This is a genomic window from Paenibacillus sp. FJAT-26967 (genome assembly GCF_001541095.1).
Lineage (GTDB): Bacteria > Bacillota > Bacilli > Paenibacillales > NBRC-103111 > Paenibacillus_F.
The window spans coordinates 24771-43575 of record NZ_LMXH01000008.1 but is presented as its reverse complement, the minus strand read 5'-3'; the positions used below and the strand labels follow the sequence as shown (position 1 = coordinate 43575).

Sequence of the window (18805 nt, the reverse complement as noted above, 5' to 3'; positions counted from 1 at the left end):
ACCCACCAAAAAAGCCACCCCGCAACGGAGTGGCCTTCTCATATAAAAAAACAGGTATTTATTTATGAAAGAAAATATTAGAACGGTCGCTTAGCCTTATCAACAGATATAGTCTATCCAAAACTCACATTAGGTCATCTTTATAACGTCACTATCACTTCGGCAAGCGGCTGTTGAAACTTGTTGATTTAACACCCAGCTTCTGCAAGAACCGGATAACCGGCTTTTTGCTGCTGCTGATAATTCCGATAGCCTCTGCACCTACCACTAGAACAAACAGCAGGATGGCTACAATCAGAACCGTTAACCAAGCGGAATCATTATAATTATTCAAGACAATTGCTACTCCGCCAAACATAGCAGCGATGCCGTAAATAATCAACACAGTCGTCCGGTGACTAAACCCAAGCTGCAGCAGGCAGTGGTGCAAGTGGTTCTTATCTGCTTCAGAAATCGGCTTCTTGTTCAGGAAACGGCGCATGATAGCAAAGAAAGTATCCGAAAGCGGCACACCCAAGATCATAATCGGTGTAAGCAAGGAGAGTACGACCGATACTTTAAATCCGAGGATAGAAAGTGTCGCCAGCGCGAAACCCAAGAAAAGCGCTCCCGAATCGCCCATAAAAATTTTGGCCGGATGGAAGTTGTAGAACAGAAAGCCTGTAATGCTTCCAAGTAAAATGGTACATAACAGCACAACCGTAACCGCATCACTGAATGGTGTCAGCAGTGCGAGAATAAGAATGGTCCCTGTTCCGATTCCAGAAACACCAGCCGATAGACCGTCAAGTCCATCGATCAGATTAACAGCATTCGAAACGCCTACAATCCATAGGACAGTCAAAGGCATGCTGATGTAATCGGGTAAAGAAATATGTCCGCCGAACGGGACATTGAATTCATTAATTTTCAAACCAAAAGCAACTACGATACAGGCCGCAATAATCTGTCCAAGCAGCTTCCATTTAGGCGAGAGTTCAAAGCGGTCATCCAGTGCTCCTGTAATTACAATGACCAATCCGCCAAGCACCAGTGCAAGCGCCGCATTGGCATTTACTCCCGAAAGCGCCGGAGATATTACAAAGAAAGCACCTACAAATGCCAGGAATATAGCTACTCCGCCCATCCGCGCCATAATCTTGGTATGTACTTTCCGGTGGTTAGGTTTATCCGTGGCGCCAACCCAGAAAGCAAACCGTTTGACTAGCGGTGTTAACAACAGTGCGAATAGGCAGGATACAACAAAGCCTAGCACATATAATACATTCATAATCGGTTTTTCAACCCCTCTTATTGCGAGTAACTTGTACTGATTGTTCTGCCGACCAAATTATACTTCTACTCGATTGAGAACGCTAATCTCAATTTCATCTCAATTCAGCGTACAGCGGCCAATTTTCATCGCTTTTCAACGGTTTTTAACACATTTTCTTTGTCTCGAACCACTTTCATTACAAATTGCGGCAAAACCATCATTCTTCCAAGCCTCGAAGGCTCTTGCAGCAGCCGGTAAAACCATTCTAATTTAAGCTTCTGAAACAATTTGGGGGCTCTTTTAAGCTTCCCTGCAAAAACATCAAAACTCCCGCCTACACCCATTATAACAGGAACGGCCAACCCCTGCTTATGTTTCGAAATCCAAGGTTCTTGAGTCGAAGCCGAACGCCCGACCAGTAGAATATCAGGCTCAAGAGCCCTGATCTGACCTACGACCGCATCGTCTTCCTCTTCTCCGAAAAAACCGTCACGAAACCCGACAATATCAATCAGCGGATACTGCTGCGCAAGTTTGGCAGCCGCGGCCGCTATCGTCTCCCGGGTCGTTCCGAGCATATAAACTTTCCATCTCCGGGCTTCGCCGGTTCTCATTAACTCATGAATAAGATCGATTCCCGGAACTCGCTCCGATACCGGCTGGCCTACGTATTTGGTGGCCCAAACAAGCCCGTTCCCGTCCGGTACAATCAGATCCGCGGTATGCATCATCCGCATGTAATCAGGATCTTGAAGAGCTGCCATAATCATGATCGGATTCGCCGTAATGACATGGTGCGGCCGGCGAGATTCTATCGCTTCAGTTAAGTAGGCTACCGTGTCTTGCATGTTCATCTTGGAAACGGGAACGCCGTATATCCGAACAATCGGCACCATTGCGTTATCGTTAGCAGTCATTGGTCTCATCCCTCTTAACGGTAATATTGCACGATTTGTTGCGCCGGCTGCTGCGCTTCTTTCTTCAGCCGGTCAATGGCGGCTTTCTTCTCGGCCGCCCAAGCCTCGCGCCCGTCGAGCAGCCTCTCGATCTCGGCGGCTACAGCCGCCGGATCGAATTGCTCCGTCGACGCGGCCGCAACCATTCCGAGCCTCGCGAGGAATTGATCGATCTTAGGGTCGTAGGACACGCCGACCATCGGAACAAACTGCGAGGCGGCATAGATCAGCGAATGCAATCTCATGCCGACGAGCACATCGCAGGCGCTCACCTCGGCGAGCATGTCCTGCGGATGCGTGACGCCGCTGACAATGCGGACGTCATGCCCTTCGCCCTTCGGGCCGACTCGATCCGCCACGTAAGCGGATGCTTCCTCGTCCGAAGGGAGATGAAACGGCAGCAGGCGGATTTGAACTTGCCGCCTGCTCATCACGACGCGCAGCGCTTCTGCCAGCGCGTCCAGCTCGGAGCGGTCCGTGTTCCAGTAACGGACCGATACTCCGATGACGGGAACCGCAGATCCTGCGCCGTCATCGGGTGCTTGTCCCGCCCTGCCGGCAGTTAGTGGCGACTGGTGACCGGAGGAGCTGTCGCTCTCCGCTCCCGCCTCTGCCGAGCGCAGCGGAAGACCCATCACCGGGTCCGGTACAACCCGGACGGACGAAGCCGGCACGCCCATGGTGCCGAGTAAATCTGCAGATTCCTGGTCTCGTACCGAAATCATGGGACATTTCTTAAATGTGGACCCGATCCAGGAATAGAAGCGGCGATTGCTCACGGGACCGACACCTTGCGAATAAATAAACGTCGGTTTGCGGAACCACTGGGCCAGTTTAAGAACCAACAGGTAGTACGGGATGGTGCGTGAGCTAGTCGCATCCTGCAGCAGGCTGCCGCCTCCGCTGATGAGCCCGTCCGATGAACGGATCGTCCGGAATAAATCCGGGATCTTCATCCGGTGTACCGCCTCGACTCCGTACATTTCGGTAGTCCGCTGAGGATTAGCTGACAGAACGACCGGCTGAATGCGCACACCAGCCGCTTCACCCTGTTCTTGCAGCGCAAGCAGAATAGACTGCAGTACAGCCTCATCTCCGCTGTTATCGAAGCCGTAATAACCGGAGAGAACTACCCTTTTACCGCTGCGCGGCGTTTGGCTGCCCATGCTTTCCAACTCCTTGTGACGATTTCCCAGGCTGCAATCAAGAGCAAGCCGATGATGAGTCCGAACACAATTCCGTACACGACACGAATGCCTGAAATGTGAAGCGGGGTGTGCAGATGTGCGAATGTATCCACAATGGAGAGCTGCCCGATTACGCCGATCAGAAGCAGGTATACCGCATTCCGGTATTTTACCGTGAGATACGCACCGAACAAGAAGAGCGGATGAGACAACAAGAATTCTTTCGTCCGCGGACGCACACCCAGAGTGTTCTCCAGGAATGAACGGAAATAACGTTCAAACGGCGAAGCTTGTCCTTCATTACCTGTTCGTGAGAGGTAGTAGAAAATAACAGCGGCACCTGCTGCAGCTACAACTACCCATAAAACGCTGATATTGGCTTTAAGGAGCTTCTTAACCTGCTCCCCGCGCTGCTGGTAGTTAAGCTTTTCGCGGAAGAGGAGCAGATAGAGCCCTACGATTGCGATCGGGAGCAAATGCAGCAGACTTACACCTCTGAACTGCTGCATAACCAGGAAATAAGAAATGTGATTCAGCAGGCCCACAACGTACACGACACCGATCAATGAGATCAGGGTTGTTTTGACTAATTGAACGATCGCATAGACCACAGCTGATTTGGCCTTGGCTGCCCTGCCTGCTTGAACGGAACGAATCGCCTCAATGACTGCGATACTCGGAGCGGCGATTGATGTGCCCAAAGCGAGCGCTTGAGCATACAGACTTGGTGACAAGAAATACAAGCCCGATGCGCCAATAAGGCCTAGAACAAACAAAAGCAGCGACGCTTCGGGTATAAAATACCCCAACAGCAAAACAATTAGGCTGATACTGCCAAGCAGCATAAAGAATCTTGCGATATTCTGATAGTCGTTATAGCTATAGTCGAATTTTTGGGCAGGAGCTACAGTAAAACCTGCTTCTTCTATACGCTTAATGGCTCCATCTGGCCCATTCAAACTTTCATAGATAGCGTCCAAAGGTGTTATAATCGCACCTTTTTCCAGATTCTTAACAGCTCTGCCATTCAGGAAAATCATACGGATGTTGCGGTCCTTGACGGCCAGTACGATCCGGTCCGCCGTCTGTTGAATCCGTGCTTCCCTATCTTCTTTGACGAGACTTTCGGTCAATTTCTCCCCATCTTTCTCGGTAAAGGAGTGGAGCCGCACTACATTGTAGCCAGTTTCTTCGGCAAGAACGCCAAAGCCTTTTTGAGGTTGCTTCAGCATCTCAATATTGGCTAAGCCCATGTCGTATTTCTCGAGTAAAATACCCATCTTGTGAAGCTGGACTTGTTTGGGATCATCAGAGAATCCCGGGGCGTAGTCACCATCAATCAGTAAGCGGCGAACCCCCATTTTGTATAAATTAGCAAGCATAGCATCCATTTCATTCGTTACAAACTCACGTTTGTTTCCGAGACGGACGACGATATGAAAACCATGATCCTTCAGCATTTCAAGCGTGATCGGATCCGGATCCATTGGCTTCAGGTTGGCTTCTTCCATATTCATTTCGATGATTAGACCCGGTTGGTTTTTAAAATCCCACGGGCTTGTCTTCACGTTAAGCTTCGCAAAAGTGTTCTCGATCATCGGCTTTATTTTCGCTTCGGAAGAAGGATCCGTAAACAAAATGTACGTGAAGTTTTCATTGGGCGAAATAGGCTTTTGCGTCAGCGAGGTGGCCTCACGTGAGGAGAACACTTCGATCCGCCTGCTCAGCCTAAGTTCAGACAAGGTCGACTCATACACGGCCAGGGACTCGATGCCAGCCTGTTTCATTGCCTGTAGCTGCTGCAGAACGAATCCCCGCGGATTCGGACGCACGTCCGACATCTCCAGTAAGTCGCGATAATCGAATACAAATTCAACCTGGTTCGCCGAGGTTTCCGTCTCTTGACGGAAGAACGCAAGCGGCAGAGAAGCCAAAAGCCCCACAATGACAAACCACCATAATAGCTTGCGCAGCATCCGGTTTGCCGCATTATATCCGTGCATCAATCTGTTCACTCCGTTTCATGATTCCTGCTTCATCAATTACACTCGAAAACCTCTCCGGTATCCGGCATTTTCAAAAAACGCAGGGACCTGGAGAGGTTTCGCTATTATTGTTCTACTCTGCTGAGTACGAAGCGGACCAACTGATCCAGCTTCTCAGCGGACTCTTCTCCGGTCGTACCTTTTACGGCAAAATAAAATTTAATCTTAGGTTCGGTTCCGGATGGACGCAGGCAGAACCATGAGCCATCCTTCATGATGAATTTCAAAACATTTTCCTTAGGCAATCCTTGAATACCTTTGCTGTAATCCATAGCTTCTGCTACTTCGATCCCTTCAATGGCTTCCGGCGGATTGGCTCTCCAGTCTTCCATCATACGACCGATTTGTTCCACGCCATCTTTCCCTTTAAGCGTCTTGGATTCCAGCTTCTCCAGAAAATATCCGTGCGTGCGGTACAACTCTTGAAGCACATCATACAGCGTCTTGCCTTGGCTCTTGTAATAAGCGGCCGCTTCACAAATTAGCATAGCTGCAACGATGGCGTCCTTATCACGGGCATAGGTACCTGCCAGATAACCGTAGCTTTCCTCATAACCGAATAAGAATTGATACTCGCCTGTGGATTCGAATTCGGTCATTTTTTCACCGATATATTTAAATCCGGTCAGCGTGTTAAGAACCTTCGCTCCATAGCTTTCCGCAATCACCGCACCCATTTCACTGGTTACGATTGTTTTGATGACAACGCCATTAGCAGGCAGTTCACCGCGCTCTTTCAGAGAACCCAACAAGTAATTGACGATAATCGCACCGGATTGGTTGCCCGTCAGCACGAAATAATCCCCTTTATCGTCTTTGACGACAGCTCCCATGCGGTCAGCATCCGGATCTGTACCGACAATAATGTCGGCGTCAGTCTCTCTGGCAACCTGAAGAGCCAGTGTAAATGCCTCACGCTCTTCCGGGTTGGGAGATTTCACGGTAGAGAAGTTGCTGTCCGGCTGTTCCTGCTCCTTGACAATATGCACCTGCTCAAAACCTATTCGCCCCAGTGCTTCGCGTACCGGCTTGTTGCCCGTACCGTGCAGAGGAGTAAATACAATGCGGAAGTCTCCGCTTGTCTGCTTCACAATCTCGGGATGCTGGCTTACCGACGTAACCGCCGCCAAGTATTTCTCATCCATCTCGCTGCCCAGCCATTCCAGTAAGCCTTTCTCCTCCGCTTCACTCCGGGAAATTTTCTTCACCCCGTCAAAGCCTTCAATCTTCTGAATATTGGCAAGCACTTCCGCAGCATCCTGCGGAACCAGCTGCCCGCCATCTGCCCCGTATACTTTGTACCCGTTGTATTCAGGCGGATTGTGGCTGGCCGTGACAACGATACCTGCAGAAGCGTTCAGTTCCCGAACGGCAAAGGACAGCTCCGGAGTCGGACGCAGTGATTCAAACACATAGGCCTTAACACCGTTGCCGGCAAGTACTAAAGCAGCTTCCAGCGCGAATTCCGGAGAGCGATGGCGGGAGTCATAAGCAATGACAACCGAAGGACTCGCCACCCCTTGATTTAATGCGAACTCCGCTAAAGCTTGAGTCGCTTTTCCTACCGTATATATGTTCATCCGGTTCGTACCTGCGCCAATAACGCCGCGTAATCCACCGGTTCCGAATTCCAAATCTTTATAAAAGCGATCCTCGATTTCTTTCGCTTGTTCGGCGATTGAAATCAGTTCTTTTTTGGTCTCTTCATCAATAGCTGGATCCTGCACCCATTTTTCATAAAGCTCATGCACACGAGTCATTCGTTATCGTCCCCTTATTTAAAATGATACTGAATCATCGCCTTGATTCCTAAGCGTTTACAATAGCAAACATAATCTCACCTTCGGCTACCAGCTCGTCTCCTACCTTAGCTGTAGCTTGGCCTTTACCGATTGATCCCTTCAGCCGGGTAATGTTAACTTCCAGCGTCAGTGTATCTCCCGGCACGACTTGTCTGCGGAATCGGAAGTTATCAATCCCTGCAAGAAGACCGATTTTGCCATGGTTAGCTTCCACATTCAGAATAGCAAATGCGCCAACTTGTGCAAGCGCCTCTGTAATAAGGACTCCCGGCATAACCGGATAACCTGGAAAGTGCCCCTGAAAAAAGGGTTCGTTAACGGTTACGTTTTTGAGACCGACGGCACGTACCCCGTCTTCAACCTCCAAAATACGGTCTACCAATAAAAAGGGGTAGCGGTGAGGAATAATTTCCTGGATTTGTTTGCTGTCCAACATGTTTGTTGCTCCTTCCAATACTCTTACGTTTGTATATTTTGGTTTGAATCAACCCAAACTAAACATATTCCTTCACGACTGCAGAAGTGAAGGTTGATATAAGGGAGCGTATTTTGCGGTCACGCTAGACCGTAGAATATGCTCTTTTTTATCTTCCCTATCTTTTATAAACAATTTTTCAGGGTTCGAACAAGGTCTTTATGACCCTTTTTTTACCGGAGCCGACTGCTCGCGCAGCAATTCTTTCTTACCTGGGTTCGCAGCAGCGAACTGAACCACATAAATAATGGATGTAACGAAAGAAAATAGAATAACGGCAATTAAGTATTCCGTTGCATATGGAATGCGGAAAATGATCAGCAGCACGGCCAAGTAATACAATACCGTCGTCAGCTTGCCCATCGCATTAGCGGGCAGCGTATTCTTGCCGCGAAAATGAAAAAAAGCCGACCCCACGATCATGCCGATATCCCGGATAAAGAATGCCACCGCTGCCAGCCATGGGATCATCCCGGAGCTTAACAGGGAAATGATGACTGCAATCATCATCAGTTTATCGGCAAGCGGATCGAGCATAATCCCCAGTTGTGTTACCAGGTTCCGCTTACGGGCGATATATCCGTCTACAATATCAGTGATGCCTGCAAGGACGACAATAAGAAAAGCCACTTTCGTATAGCCTTCATAGAAAATATACAGATAGACGGGAATTAGAAAAAATCGGCTTAAAGTAAGCAGGTTTGGTAAATTCAATCGTCTCTCCCTTTCTATGACTCCGGCTGGTTACGAGGTACTTTTCCTGATTTTCATTGTTTTCCATTATACCGTTTCTTAAGGCAAAAAGAAAACTCCCTTGCGGGAGCGGAGGGCTCAGTCTGCAAACACCAGATTAAAAAGATGCTTCCATGTGCTGATTTTAAATATATCTGATGCGGGCTGTCCACCAAACCACGCATACCCCAGCCAAAGCCCGATAAATAGGGCGGCCAAACAAATAAGCGGGATACGCAATATTTTGAGGATGCGAAGTGCGGTCGACACACCCGAAGACCGTTTCTTCGGCTTGCTGCTGCTCTGCTCCGTCCGGGAAGGTTTCTCCTCATTGTTTGCTTCCGTTGACATGAGAATCGCCTCCTTTACGTATTACCCACGCAGGTTATTAGCGAGCCCCATCATCGTATCCGCTGAAGAAATCGCTCTGGAATTAAGCTGAAATGCCCGCTGAACCATAATTAGTTCCGTCATCTCATCCTGAAGGCTTACATTAGATTTCTCAATGAAGCCCTGCTTCACAGCTACACCATCCGCTGTTGTGTTTACAGGTGTTATCACAGTATTCTGCGCGATGTTAGGCGGTATACGGAAATAGTTCCCGTCTGCTTCAGTCAGCAGTTGTGGGGCTACAACCTTTACCAGCTTAATTTGCCCAGCCATTCTGCCCGCATCCGAAGGATCGGATTGATTGCGGACATAGACACGGCCCAGCTCATCGATTCTTACCCGAGTGTTCTGCAGAGTCGGATCTGCGGGATTGATCGCGATTTGTATAGGTTCATTGTTCGCGGCGTCCTTAACAAAATAGCCGTCTTTGGTCGTCAATCCCATTGCTTTGGTGCGGGCTCCCGTTGCAGGATCGACTTTCTCATAAACGCTCAACTTGAATGAGCCGTCACGTGTCCATACCGGTTCCTGTGATCCAGGCACCGTTACTTCAAACAAACCGTCGCCTTCAATTGCCAGATCGTAAGGGTTGTCCGTCTGATTCAGGCTTCCCTGCTTCATATTGCTCTGCAGGCCAACCAGCCTGGATCCCCAGCCTTGTGGCAGTCCGAGCGGCGTCATCCGTCCGTTCTGCCGAAAGCCTTCCGGCTCTCCGAGAACATTCGTCAGCACGTTCTGAAAGCTCGCTTCCTTCTTCTTATAACCCGCCGTATCCGCATTAGCCATGTTGTTAGCCAGAATATCCAGCTTCTGCTGCAGCCCTTGCATCGAAATCGATGCGTTTATAATCGAATTATTCATTCTGGTCTCCTCCGGGCTTTCAGCCGAAAGCCCTCGAACATTTCCATTGGAGCCGGCAATCTTATTGTATTATACACGGCCCACTTCATTAACTAGCTTATCCATACTGCGGTCATAGAACTGCACCATCTTCTGGTTGGCTTCATAAGCACGCGCAGCCGTTGTCATATCTACCATAGCTTGAGTCGGGTCTACGTTGGAACGCTCGACGAAACCATTGCGGACCTCAACCTGATCGTTCGCGGCTACAGCCACGATCTGCTGCTGATCTTCTTCGCTTACGGCGAACAATCCGTTACCTTGCGGAAGAAGAACATTCGGATTGTCTACTTTCATAACAAGCGGCGCAGGAGGGTCGGCCGGATTATACAGCATCGGCTGACCATCCGCTCCCCGAACACGGTATCCATCCGTATTCGCGACGTATCCCTCTGCATCTACCGTAAACTTGCCGTTACGCGTATACCGCAAATCTCCCGGCGTCTGGGGATTCTCGACGACAAACAATGCTTGCGGCTGATAAGCAACCGTTCCATCCGGACGAATAGCCTTGCCGCCATTGTCAAAGTTCATCCCATTTACCTGAATGTCCGAGACTAGGGCATAGTCAAGCACATTGCCGGTCTGCTGCAAATCACCCTGCTGCATCTTCCGAATCGTTTCCTCCGCAAACACGCCCGTGTGCAGACGTCCGACGTTTAAAGCTCCGGCAGAGTCTTGTCCACCGTTAATCCGGGAAATAAGAATTTCCGGAAAAGAGCGGGCTGAGGTCGTTTCTTGCTTAAAACCAGGTGTATTCATGTTGGCAATGTTATTGGTAACGGTATCGTGCTTGCGCTGCTGCGTCGTCATTCCAGATGCCGCAGTATATAATCCCCTAAGCATAAGTCACCCTCTATCAGAATTTTCGTTTGGTCACTTTATCCAGGTTGTCGAGCATGATGCCCGTGCCTTTTACTACACAATGCATAGGATCTTCCGCAATAAGGACAGGAACCTTAAGCTCGTCCGCCAGCAGTTGATCCAAACCATGCAGCATAGCTCCTCCGCCTGTCAAAATAACCCCTCTATCTATTATATCGGCAGAAAGTTCTGGAGGTGTACGTTCTAATACACTTTTTGCTGCAGTGACAATGGAAGAAATCGGATCCCATAGCGCTTCCTGTACTTCACTTGAGCGGATCGTAACCGTAAGCGGCAGACCCGACACCATATCCCGGCCGCGAATATCCATTTCAGACAAGGATGAATCAGCTTGTACCGTACCGATTTTGATCTTAATATCTTCGGATGTGCGTTCTCCGATTAACAATTTGTATTTGTTCTTGATATACTTCGTGATCGCCGTATCAAACTTATCGCCGGCAATCTTGATGGAGGAGGAGGTGACGACGTCTCCCATAGAAAGAACAGCTACATCAGTCGTCCCTCCGCCTATATCCACTACCATATTACCGCTCGGCTGATAAATATCCATTCCGGCGCCGATGGCCGCAGCCTTCGGTTCTTCTTCCATGAAAACTTCCCGGGCTCCGCTGCGTTCGGCCGCTTCTCTAATCGCCTTTTGCTCCACAGAGGTTATGTTGGTCGGGGCACAGATGAGGATCCTAGGATGTGAGTACCAACTTTTACCTCCGACTTTGGAGATAAAATACTTGAGCATGGCTTCCGTAATTTCAAAATCGGCGATTACGCCATCACGAAGAGGGCGAATCGCCACAATACTGCCGGGTGTACGCCCGACCATTCTTCTTGCTTCTTCTCCAACCGCAAGTACACGCTTTGTATCGCTTTCGATTGCCACTACCGAGGGCTCATCAAGCACTACGCCGCGTCCTTTCACATGAATCAAGACGTTCGCAGTGCCCAAATCGATTCCGATATCCTTACTAAACATGAAACTGAATCCTCCCTAAACTAACCGTCCATCCCCATAAACTGAAGCGGTGCTTCGAATAGTATACATATTTTTCATTATAAGCTAATTTCGTTGAAAAAAACAGAAACTCCTCTTTTTTCAGATTCTTTTCGACAATTTTCCGGAAGGAAGGGCGGGCCTCGGGAATCAGGATTTAACCGTAACAAGCGGTTCGGCGGATTTGACGTTTTTCGTCTTGCGATATTTAATCTTGGTCGCTTCCCCTCCCCTAAGATGCCGGATGGATTTGTGATACTCGAGGATCGTTTTGACCTGGTTGGCCAGCTCCGGGTTGATCTCGGGCAGCCTCTCCGTCAAATCTTTGTGCACCGTGCTTTTGGAAACTCCAAACTCCTTCGCTATGGTGCGAACCGTGTTTCTCGTCTCAACGATGCAAGTTCCGATCTTAATGGTTCGCTCTTTGATGTAATCGTGCACTCCCCTCGCCTCCCTACTCGGATAGTTTGGTACATTATATGAGAGGCAGGGCCTAATATTCTTTGTTTCCTTGGCCGACAAGCCATTTCCGTCCATTTATTTTGACGGACAAGACATAAGCCTGTCCTAATTCGGCCTTATTGCCTCCAATCCGCTATCCCACAAATTCGCGCAAAAAAAGCGGACAGGTTGCCCCATCCGCCAAGATTCATTTTATTGCTGTTTATATTCCGGAAGAAGCTGTTCCGGAAGTTCCACTGCACCTGCTTCACCCTTGCGTACTTCGAAGTGAAGATGAACGCCTTGATCTTTCTCCAGCTCGTTACGGCCGGCTTGTGCAATAATTTCGCCCTGCTTCACAGTTGCACCGGCAGCCACTTTAATATCACCCAGACTCTGGTACACGGTTACAAGACCGTTCTCGTGCGTAATTTCAACCAGGTTACCTACAACAGGATTCTTATCAACCGCTGTTACTTTACCGCTCAGGGCAGCACTTACTTCAAAAGCTTGCTTGTCATTACGTGCCAGGTCAATACCGACATGCGGCGTAAGAGTGTCGCCGTATTCTACCATAGCGGCTTGCTTGGCTTCATTGGAAGCCTTGCTGTCGTAAGACGGAAGGGTAACCGTGACTTGGCTGCGGTCTTTAACCGGCCATTGCATGCTCTCGGCTTTGGCGCCTACCGGAACGGCATTGTCTTTGCCAGCCGTTTCGCCTGCAGGTTTATCGGACTGGACGTTGGCCGGTGTGTCTAGTGCTACCGGTTTCTTCATCGCATCCTGATAGACCCACATTATGGTTAAGATAATTGCCGCTGCCGCTACATAGGTTGCCGGGAATACCCACTTTTTGGCTAAAAATCTTTTCCATGCGGAGTTAGGTACATTTGCGGCTCCCATTGCAGTTTGGGGAGCGTCTTCCTTCTTTTGAAACTCTTGTTTACCATCTCTCATATGGTTATCACCTCAGTAACCATTCTTGACACGTTTGAGAGTTTTATACATTTGCAGAAAAGAAATTCTAGCAGGTTACTGCAGCTCCAGATGGTTCAATAGAGAAGAGGCTAAAGCTATTTCTGTACCCGTATAATAATAATCGATGATCTCCTCCGCTTTTTTGCCGTCCAACGCCATGCCGTTGGCTCCCCACTGACTCATCCCTACGCCGTGACCGTAACCGGTGACCTTGAATGTCCAATTGCTGCCGCTGCCCGTTACCTCGAAATCAGTAGAATTCAGCCCCAGTTTTTCTCGTACTTCTCTACCGCTAAATATTTTGCCTGCAATAGAGACCTTTTTGACTCGCTTGGATTCAGTTCGTTCTAAGATACGAACGTCTTCTTTTCCTGCCGCTGCACTGGAATTCGGAAGGCCCATCTTTTGTAAGACATCCTTATATGAAAATAAGAGATTCTGCTTGAACTTCGGGGAAAGCTTAGCATCCCAGGGACTATCGACTGATTTTAAATACGGCACTTCCGATCCCCAGACTTCTTTGGCATTCTCCGTGTATCCATTCGAAGTAGAGAAGAAGGTCGCCTGTATGGGCCGGCCTGAATAGATAATGATTTTGCCCTCTGTCGCCTTCACGGCTGCCTCAATCTTACGGAGGTTGGTTTCATAAGAGGAGCCTGTCCACTGTCTATGCAGCTGTTCTTCGGTCGCGTAGGCCTGATGCTGGATCGTATCGGTCACCCAAGCCTCCTTGACAGGCACATTACTGAAATCCTTCTCCAGAATTCTCCTTACCATGTAGGTCCGCGCTGCCATCGCCTGAGCTTTTAACGCCTCCGCCGAAAAATCAGCGGGCATCTCTGCTGCGACCACTCCCCGCACATACTCTTCCAAGCTTATGGTACGGATCTGCTGCTGCTTGGATAAGTAGATCGGCACCATGACCGGCTTCACCTTTGATCTGTCCGCCTCCGGTTCTTTCATTACTTCAGACGATGTATCCTCTTTACTTACTAGAAGAGCAGGAAGCAGGATCGTCACAAACAGCAGACCCGAACATACAAGAGTCGTCCATAAAATAGCAGGGTGAATCGGCTTCGATCGTTTTTTGAATTTCATAGAAGCGCCTCCGAAATGTCCGTTCCAAGCAGACTGTCAGGCATGATTAGAACTAACAGGGTTGCCCTTCTTCTTCATTCTCATCGCCTACCTGCCGGAGCGGGATTACTTTCATTTTATGAGGCAGATTAATAGAATAGAACGAAGCCGGCCCCTCTGAGTGAAGGGCCGGCTTCGTTCTGTACCTGATTTGCTATAGTTTCGCGCTATCCGAATGAATTAGGCCCAAGTAGGCTGGACCGCAAACATTCCGATTTCCTGCGTCTGTTCCTGCGTCTGCTGTTCTTCCTGCGGTGCTACCCGGTATATATCCGCTCCCACGGAACGCAGAGCGGAAGCGATGTCCACGTAACCCCGATCAATATGATGCAGACCGGTTATTTCCGTCTCCCCTTCTGCAACAAGTGCGGCCAGAATCAAGGCTGCGCCTGCACGAAGGTCGGTTGCGCACACTTTGGCGCCTCTAAGCTTGTTGCTTCCGCTGACAACCGCTGTACGGCCGTCCACTTTGATAGAGGCGTTCATCAGCATGAACTCATCCACATGCATGAAACGGTTCTCGAACACCGTCTCCGTTACCAGGCTGGTTCCGTCAACAACGAGCTGCAGTGCCATCATCTGAGACTGCATATCAGTCGGGAAGCCCGGGTAGGGAAGCGTCTTGATATCTGCTGCACGCAGCGGTTTATCAGCACGCACCATAATCCCGTTCTCGTCTTCTTCGACGCTGACTCCCATTTCCTGAAGCTTGGAGACGACCGGACGAAGGTGATCTCCAATCGCTCCTTCTACATAAAGCTCACTTTGAGTAATAGCGGCGGCAATCATATAAGTACCCGCTTCAATGCGGTCCGGAATGACGGTATGTACCGCGCCCTTCATCTTCTCGACACCCTCAATGCGGATGACACCCGTTCCCGCTCCACGGACAATGGCGCCCATGGCATTCAGGTAATTGGCCAAGTCAACGATTTCCGGCTCTTTAGCCGCATTCTCGATGACCGTCGTTCCCTCAGCAAGAGCGGCAGCCATCATAATGTTCTCTGTTGCACCCACACTGGCTACGTCCAGATAGATTTTGGCGCCTTTTAAACGATTGTTTACCCGTGCTTCGATATAACCCTGTCCCAGCTCAATTTCCGCACCCATGGCTTCAAAGCCTTTGAGATGCTGATCGATTGGGCGCGTCCCGATGGCACAGCCTCCTGGAAGAGAAATACGCGCTTTGCCCATACGGGCCAAAAGTGGTCCCATCACAAGGAAAGAAGCCCTCATTTTGCGGACAAGCTCATAGGATGCCTCACAGGTGTGGATCGTTTCGGCATTCACACGAACACTTTGATTATCATAGCTGAGCTGTAAACCCAGGCTCTCCAGTACCTTGTTAATTACCAGTACATCGTCAAGCGGAGGAGCGTCATGTATCACGCTTTCTCCTTCCGCAGCTAAAATTGAGGCCGCAATGATGGGGAGTACGGCATTCTTGGCGCCGTTAACTTTTACCCTTCCGGCTAATTTACGGCCACCGCGGACGATAATTTTGCTCATCTCGGTCCCTCCGCGTCTTTATATTATTGATCTTTCCCTGTTACGTGACAATCCGTCTATGTGTCATGAACGCACAACATTTCATACTATTCGCAGTGGGTTCTCAGTTTGGCACCGTTGTACTACCATTGTTTACAAGTAAACGTGATGTTATTCGACAAAATGTTAAAAAATTCCGTTTAATCCTACAGACCACTCCAGGTATTTCAAGAAAAAACTTGCGACCAAATACCCAAGTCCGATGGACATAAAGATTTGCAGCATTTTGGCCGGGGCGCTTCGGGGACGCTTGAGCAGGACGTCAAAGCGAAATTCCTGGAGCGCCCACCAAGACAAGGCGACAGCAATCAGATAAACCAAGATGTTAATCAATGGCATCTGCGGTACTTCATTCGTTAATTGTTCGAAATTCGACATGAATCTACCTCTTCTTCCCTACCGAATGCGTAAACCGGGACAATAGGGCTGCAAATTCCGCTCGGGTGGCCTTCACGTCTGGTCGGTAGGTCCCGTCAGGAAACCCGCGAATCCAGTTGTCCAAGGCCATCTGCTTGAGAATGCCAACCCCCCAATAATCATCCGCTACATCGCGGTAAGGAGACCGGCCGCGGTACTTGCCGGCCATTCCCATCGCATTCGCAAGAACCCGAGTCATCTCCATTCGGGTCAGAGGCTGATCCGGACGAAAGTGCCCATCCTCATATCCGTCCATGTATCCGGCCAGCGTCGTTTTGGCGATGGCATGATACGCCCAATGGCTTTTACTGACGTCCGGGTATTCCGCCGGTTTAATTCTTTCCAGACGAAATCCGTTGCTCAGCATCACTGCAGCTTCCGCACGTGTAATGGGCTGATCCGGTTCAAACCGGTAGCTTTCGCCCCCGCCAACAACCTGATCACGGGCCAGATCGGCAATCGCATTCTCAGCCCAATGCCCATGAATATCTGAAAATCCGGCGACAAGCGGCATCGTGCTTGCATTCAGTTCATACATAATCTCGGTTGCGGTCTGCTCACTTTGCAGTTTGATGTAATACAAACCCGCCGGCAAGCGCCGTTCGAGTATAAAGTTGCCCGCCATACCCTTCGTGCTTTCGCTGCCGATTCCCCCCAGAGCATGATCGTATAGCTTAAAGGAAGCATCGCCACCGAATTGAGGTAATCTGAGATTCAATTGTACGAGACTTTCCTGCTCAAGTGTGAACTGAAACCAATCCACGTCACGTGCAGAGTCGATTACGCCGGGATGATCTACATGCAAGGCCAGTGTAGCAGCCTGGTACGGCTTGTCATTAGGTTCATTCGGGTCAATCAGTTTAGGCGTGTAATCGACCTCAAGCGTATACTCTCCCATGACCGGTTGCGTATTATCCTTCACATTGCTGATCCGGATATAATATTCCCCGGGCATTATATTCAGGAGAGAAGTCACTTCGGTCGTTCCTTCTCCAAATTGATCAAACGTTGTCGATTTTTCTCCCTTTTTCTGAATCAATACTACCGGGTCTATTCTAGCTGTATCCACGGAAGTTTTCAAGCGCAGAGTCCCCGATTTATCGAAAGAAATCACAAACCAATCCTGATCATTCTCTTGATGAAACGTGCCCTTCACAACTTGGCTTCTCGCGGGCAGCGCAGATGCCTTGTATTGCTTGTCATTATCTTCAAAAGCATCTGAATAAATCAGAAACTCCGTCTGCACAGAATACGTTATCGGCTGCACTTCATTTGGATCCGACAGACGTAGAGAAATCTCATTTATTCCCTTCTTAACAGGAAGAGTAACCGTCCGGCTTTTAGGGTCCGTGATAAAAACATCTTCTGCCTCTTTATTATCCTGAATGTGACGAATAGAAACAGGACTAGCGTCACTTGACTTTACAACAAGTTTCACATACCCGTCATAGGGGCTGTCAATCTTATACCAATCTATGTCCGCTCCCGAGCTGAAATCTGCATGGACCATCGTGTGGACGGGCAGCATGCGGGCTTGGTTTCTCTCGTCATTCGGCTCAAACCGATCACCCAGCAGAGATTCCTTGAGCAAACGGTCCGCGCGGAGAAGACCATATCCGGTCGCAGCATCCCATCCGGTCTGACCCAGATCTTCAGCCGTTTGCTTGATCATCTCGCGAACTTGCCACGGCTCCAGGTAAGAGAATTTGCCCCACAGAAGGGCCGCAGCCCCGGCAACCTGAGGAGCCGCCATGGAAGTCCCCTCCTTGTTCTCATAGCCTCCGCCCCTTGCAGTGGTATATACGCTCCAAGGCGCTACAAGATCTAGATCGGGCCCGTAGTTCGACCGCACATCCGCCTGTCTTCCGGCGGTCATGCCGCCTACGGCCAATACCGTCGGGTAGGCCGCCGGATACTTCACGCTGCCTCCCTCATTACCTGAAGCGGCAACTAACAGTACCCCGCGCTCCTCGGCATAGCGGACCGTCCCCGCCATATAGCTTGAATATTTATTCAAGCCCAGGGAGAGCACTACGATCTTCGCACCGTGGTCGACGGCATAGCGGATACCTTCACCCAGCTTCGTTTCTCCGCCGGTGCCATCCGCTTCGAGTGCTTTGATCGGCATGATTCTGGCATTAGGCGCAATCCCCGCTATGCCCTTGTCATTATTCATCTTGGCAGCAATTACACCCGCTACATTCGTTCCATGGCCGTTATCGTCCATAGGCTTAGCTTGGGGATTGAGCAAATTAGTTCCCGGGACGAGCCGCCCTTCCAAATCGGGGTGGTCGAGATCCACACCGGTGTCCACCACCGCCACAATCAGCGGCTCCTCAGACATCCCCGCCTCCGGCCAAGCTTGATCCATATGAATTTGATCCAAATAAGTTTGTTTGATACGCATCGGATCGCTGGACACTGAGTATGCCTTCGCATAGGACGTACCCAGCCCCAAGACGATTACAAGCATGCCAATTATTCCGTACATCCATTTATATCGTAATATTGGTTTCATTTGGAGAGTCCTCTTTCGGCATTTTTAAAAAATTTCTAAATTTACAGCCAAATCGGGAAAACGAACCTCTGCCATTTTCTCGTTTTTCTGTTAGCAAAGTCACTGAAATTGATCTTTACCTGCTCAGATGCTGTAAATATGGAAAGGA

The 18805-nt window shown here is 49.5% G+C and carries 17 protein-coding genes; all 17 read right to left on the bottom strand.

What is annotated here, in order from left to right; genetic code table 11:
* Positions 1-154: 154 nt before the first annotated feature.
* The gene (locus AR333_RS21530; RefSeq protein ID WP_068777435.1) at positions 155-1270 is read right to left on the bottom strand and encodes a glycosyltransferase family 4 protein; all 1116 of its coding nucleotides are present in this window, start codon (positions 1268-1270) and stop codon (positions 155-157) included.
* A gap of 128 nt (positions 1271-1398) precedes the next feature.
* Positions 1399-2172 carry a WecB/TagA/CpsF family glycosyltransferase gene (locus AR333_RS21525; protein ID WP_068777434.1) on the bottom strand — a complete coding sequence of 258 codons (774 nt, stop codon included), beginning with the start codon at positions 2170-2172 and terminating at the stop codon, positions 1399-1401.
* 14 nt (positions 2173-2186) lie between these two features.
* The gene (csaB, locus tag AR333_RS21520) at positions 2187-3377 is read right to left on the bottom strand and encodes a polysaccharide pyruvyl transferase CsaB (protein WP_068777433.1); all 1191 of its coding nucleotides are present in this window, start codon (positions 3375-3377) and stop codon (positions 2187-2189) included.
* The gene (locus AR333_RS21515; RefSeq protein WP_367584924.1) at positions 3341-5413 is read right to left on the bottom strand and encodes a DUF5693 family protein; all 2073 of its coding nucleotides are present in this window, start codon (positions 5411-5413) and stop codon (positions 3341-3343) included. The genes csaB and AR333_RS21515 overlap by 37 nt, the downstream gene beginning before the upstream one ends.
* A gap of 95 nt (positions 5414-5508) precedes the next feature.
* On the bottom strand, positions 5509-7203 hold the full coding sequence (locus AR333_RS21510) for a phospho-sugar mutase (RefSeq protein ID WP_068777431.1): 1695 nt from the start codon (positions 7201-7203) through the stop codon (positions 5509-5511).
* Between the two features lie 49 nt (positions 7204-7252).
* Entirely contained in the window at positions 7253-7681 is a 429-nt protein-coding gene (fabZ, locus tag AR333_RS21505) for a 3-hydroxyacyl-ACP dehydratase FabZ (RefSeq protein WP_068777430.1), read from the bottom strand.
* Between the two features lie 198 nt (positions 7682-7879).
* A complete protein-coding gene (locus AR333_RS21500; protein ID WP_068777429.1) occupies positions 7880-8434 on the bottom strand; it encodes a CDP-alcohol phosphatidyltransferase family protein in 555 nt (184 codons plus the stop codon).
* Between the two features lie 117 nt (positions 8435-8551).
* Positions 8552-8803: a DNA-directed RNA polymerase subunit beta gene (locus AR333_RS21495; RefSeq protein WP_068777428.1), complete on the bottom strand. Its 252-nt coding sequence runs from the start codon at positions 8801-8803 to the stop codon at positions 8552-8554.
* A 21-nt stretch (positions 8804-8824) separates the two neighbouring features.
* The gene (locus tag AR333_RS21490; RefSeq protein ID WP_068777427.1) at positions 8825-9703 is read right to left on the bottom strand and encodes a flagellar hook-basal body protein; all 879 of its coding nucleotides are present in this window, start codon (positions 9701-9703) and stop codon (positions 8825-8827) included.
* Between the two features lie 69 nt (positions 9704-9772).
* Positions 9773-10588 (bottom strand): flagellar hook-basal body protein, encoded by an 816-nt coding sequence (locus AR333_RS21485; protein ID WP_068777426.1) that lies wholly within the window; start codon positions 10586-10588, stop codon positions 9773-9775.
* A 13-nt stretch (positions 10589-10601) separates the two neighbouring features.
* Positions 10602-11600: a rod shape-determining protein gene (locus tag AR333_RS21480; RefSeq protein ID WP_068777425.1), complete on the bottom strand. Its 999-nt coding sequence runs from the start codon at positions 11598-11600 to the stop codon at positions 10602-10604.
* A 168-nt stretch (positions 11601-11768) separates the two neighbouring features.
* The gene (gene spoIIID / locus AR333_RS21475; RefSeq protein ID WP_068777424.1) at positions 11769-12059 is read right to left on the bottom strand and encodes a sporulation transcriptional regulator SpoIIID; all 291 of its coding nucleotides are present in this window, start codon (positions 12057-12059) and stop codon (positions 11769-11771) included.
* A gap of 213 nt (positions 12060-12272) precedes the next feature.
* Positions 12273-13016, bottom strand: a complete 744-nt coding sequence (locus AR333_RS21470; protein ID WP_068777423.1) for a M23 family metallopeptidase — start codon at positions 13014-13016, stop codon at positions 12273-12275.
* A gap of 75 nt (positions 13017-13091) precedes the next feature.
* Positions 13092-14135 (bottom strand): stage II sporulation protein D, encoded by a 1044-nt coding sequence (gene spoIID, locus AR333_RS21465; RefSeq protein ID WP_068777422.1) that lies wholly within the window; start codon positions 14133-14135, stop codon positions 13092-13094.
* A gap of 219 nt (positions 14136-14354) precedes the next feature.
* The gene (gene murA, locus AR333_RS21460; protein ID WP_068777421.1) at positions 14355-15683 is read right to left on the bottom strand and encodes a UDP-N-acetylglucosamine 1-carboxyvinyltransferase; all 1329 of its coding nucleotides are present in this window, start codon (positions 15681-15683) and stop codon (positions 14355-14357) included.
* 165 nt (positions 15684-15848) lie between these two features.
* Positions 15849-16100 carry a DUF1146 family protein gene (locus tag AR333_RS21455; protein ID WP_068777420.1) on the bottom strand — a complete coding sequence of 84 codons (252 nt, stop codon included), beginning with the start codon at positions 16098-16100 and terminating at the stop codon, positions 15849-15851.
* Between the two features lie 4 nt (positions 16101-16104).
* A complete protein-coding gene (locus AR333_RS21450) occupies positions 16105-18657 on the bottom strand; it encodes a S8 family serine peptidase (protein WP_068777419.1) in 2553 nt (850 codons plus the stop codon).
* Between the last annotated feature and the right edge of the window lie 148 nt (positions 18658-18805).

Coding starts and splice junctions, on each gene's coding strand:
- AR333_RS21530 (WP_068777435.1), bottom strand. CDS start 1,270: ATGAATGTATTATATGTGCTAGGCTTTGTTGTATCCTGCCTATTCGCA.
- AR333_RS21490 (WP_068777427.1), bottom strand. CDS start 9,703: ATGAATAATTCGATTATAAACGCATCGATTTCGATGCAAGGGCTGCAG.
- fabZ (WP_068777430.1), bottom strand. CDS start 7,681: ATGTTGGACAGCAAACAAATCCAGGAAATTATTCCTCACCGCTACCCC.
- AR333_RS21450 (WP_068777419.1), bottom strand. CDS start 18,657: ATGAAACCAATATTACGATATAAATGGATGTACGGAATAATTGGCATG.
- AR333_RS21470 (WP_068777423.1), bottom strand. CDS start 13,016: ATGAGAGATGGTAAACAAGAGTTTCAAAAGAAGGAAGACGCTCCCCAA.
- AR333_RS21485 (WP_068777426.1), bottom strand. CDS start 10,588: ATGCTTAGGGGATTATATACTGCGGCATCTGGAATGACGACGCAGCAG.
- csaB (WP_068777433.1), bottom strand. CDS start 3,377: ATGGGCAGCCAAACGCCGCGCAGCGGTAAAAGGGTAGTTCTCTCCGGT.
- AR333_RS21525 (WP_068777434.1), bottom strand. CDS start 2,172: ATGACTGCTAACGATAACGCAATGGTGCCGATTGTTCGGATATACGGC.
- AR333_RS21510 (WP_068777431.1), bottom strand. CDS start 7,203: ATGACTCGTGTGCATGAGCTTTATGAAAAATGGGTGCAGGATCCAGCT.
- AR333_RS21455 (WP_068777420.1), bottom strand. CDS start 16,100: ATGTCGAATTTCGAACAATTAACGAATGAAGTACCGCAGATGCCATTG.
- AR333_RS21495 (WP_068777428.1), bottom strand. CDS start 8,803: ATGTCAACGGAAGCAAACAATGAGGAGAAACCTTCCCGGACGGAGCAG.
- murA (WP_068777421.1), bottom strand. CDS start 15,683: ATGAGCAAAATTATCGTCCGCGGTGGCCGTAAATTAGCCGGAAGGGTA.
- AR333_RS21480 (WP_068777425.1), bottom strand. CDS start 11,600: ATGTTTAGTAAGGATATCGGAATCGATTTGGGCACTGCGAACGTCTTG.
- spoIID (WP_068777422.1), bottom strand. CDS start 14,135: ATGAAATTCAAAAAACGATCGAAGCCGATTCACCCTGCTATTTTATGG.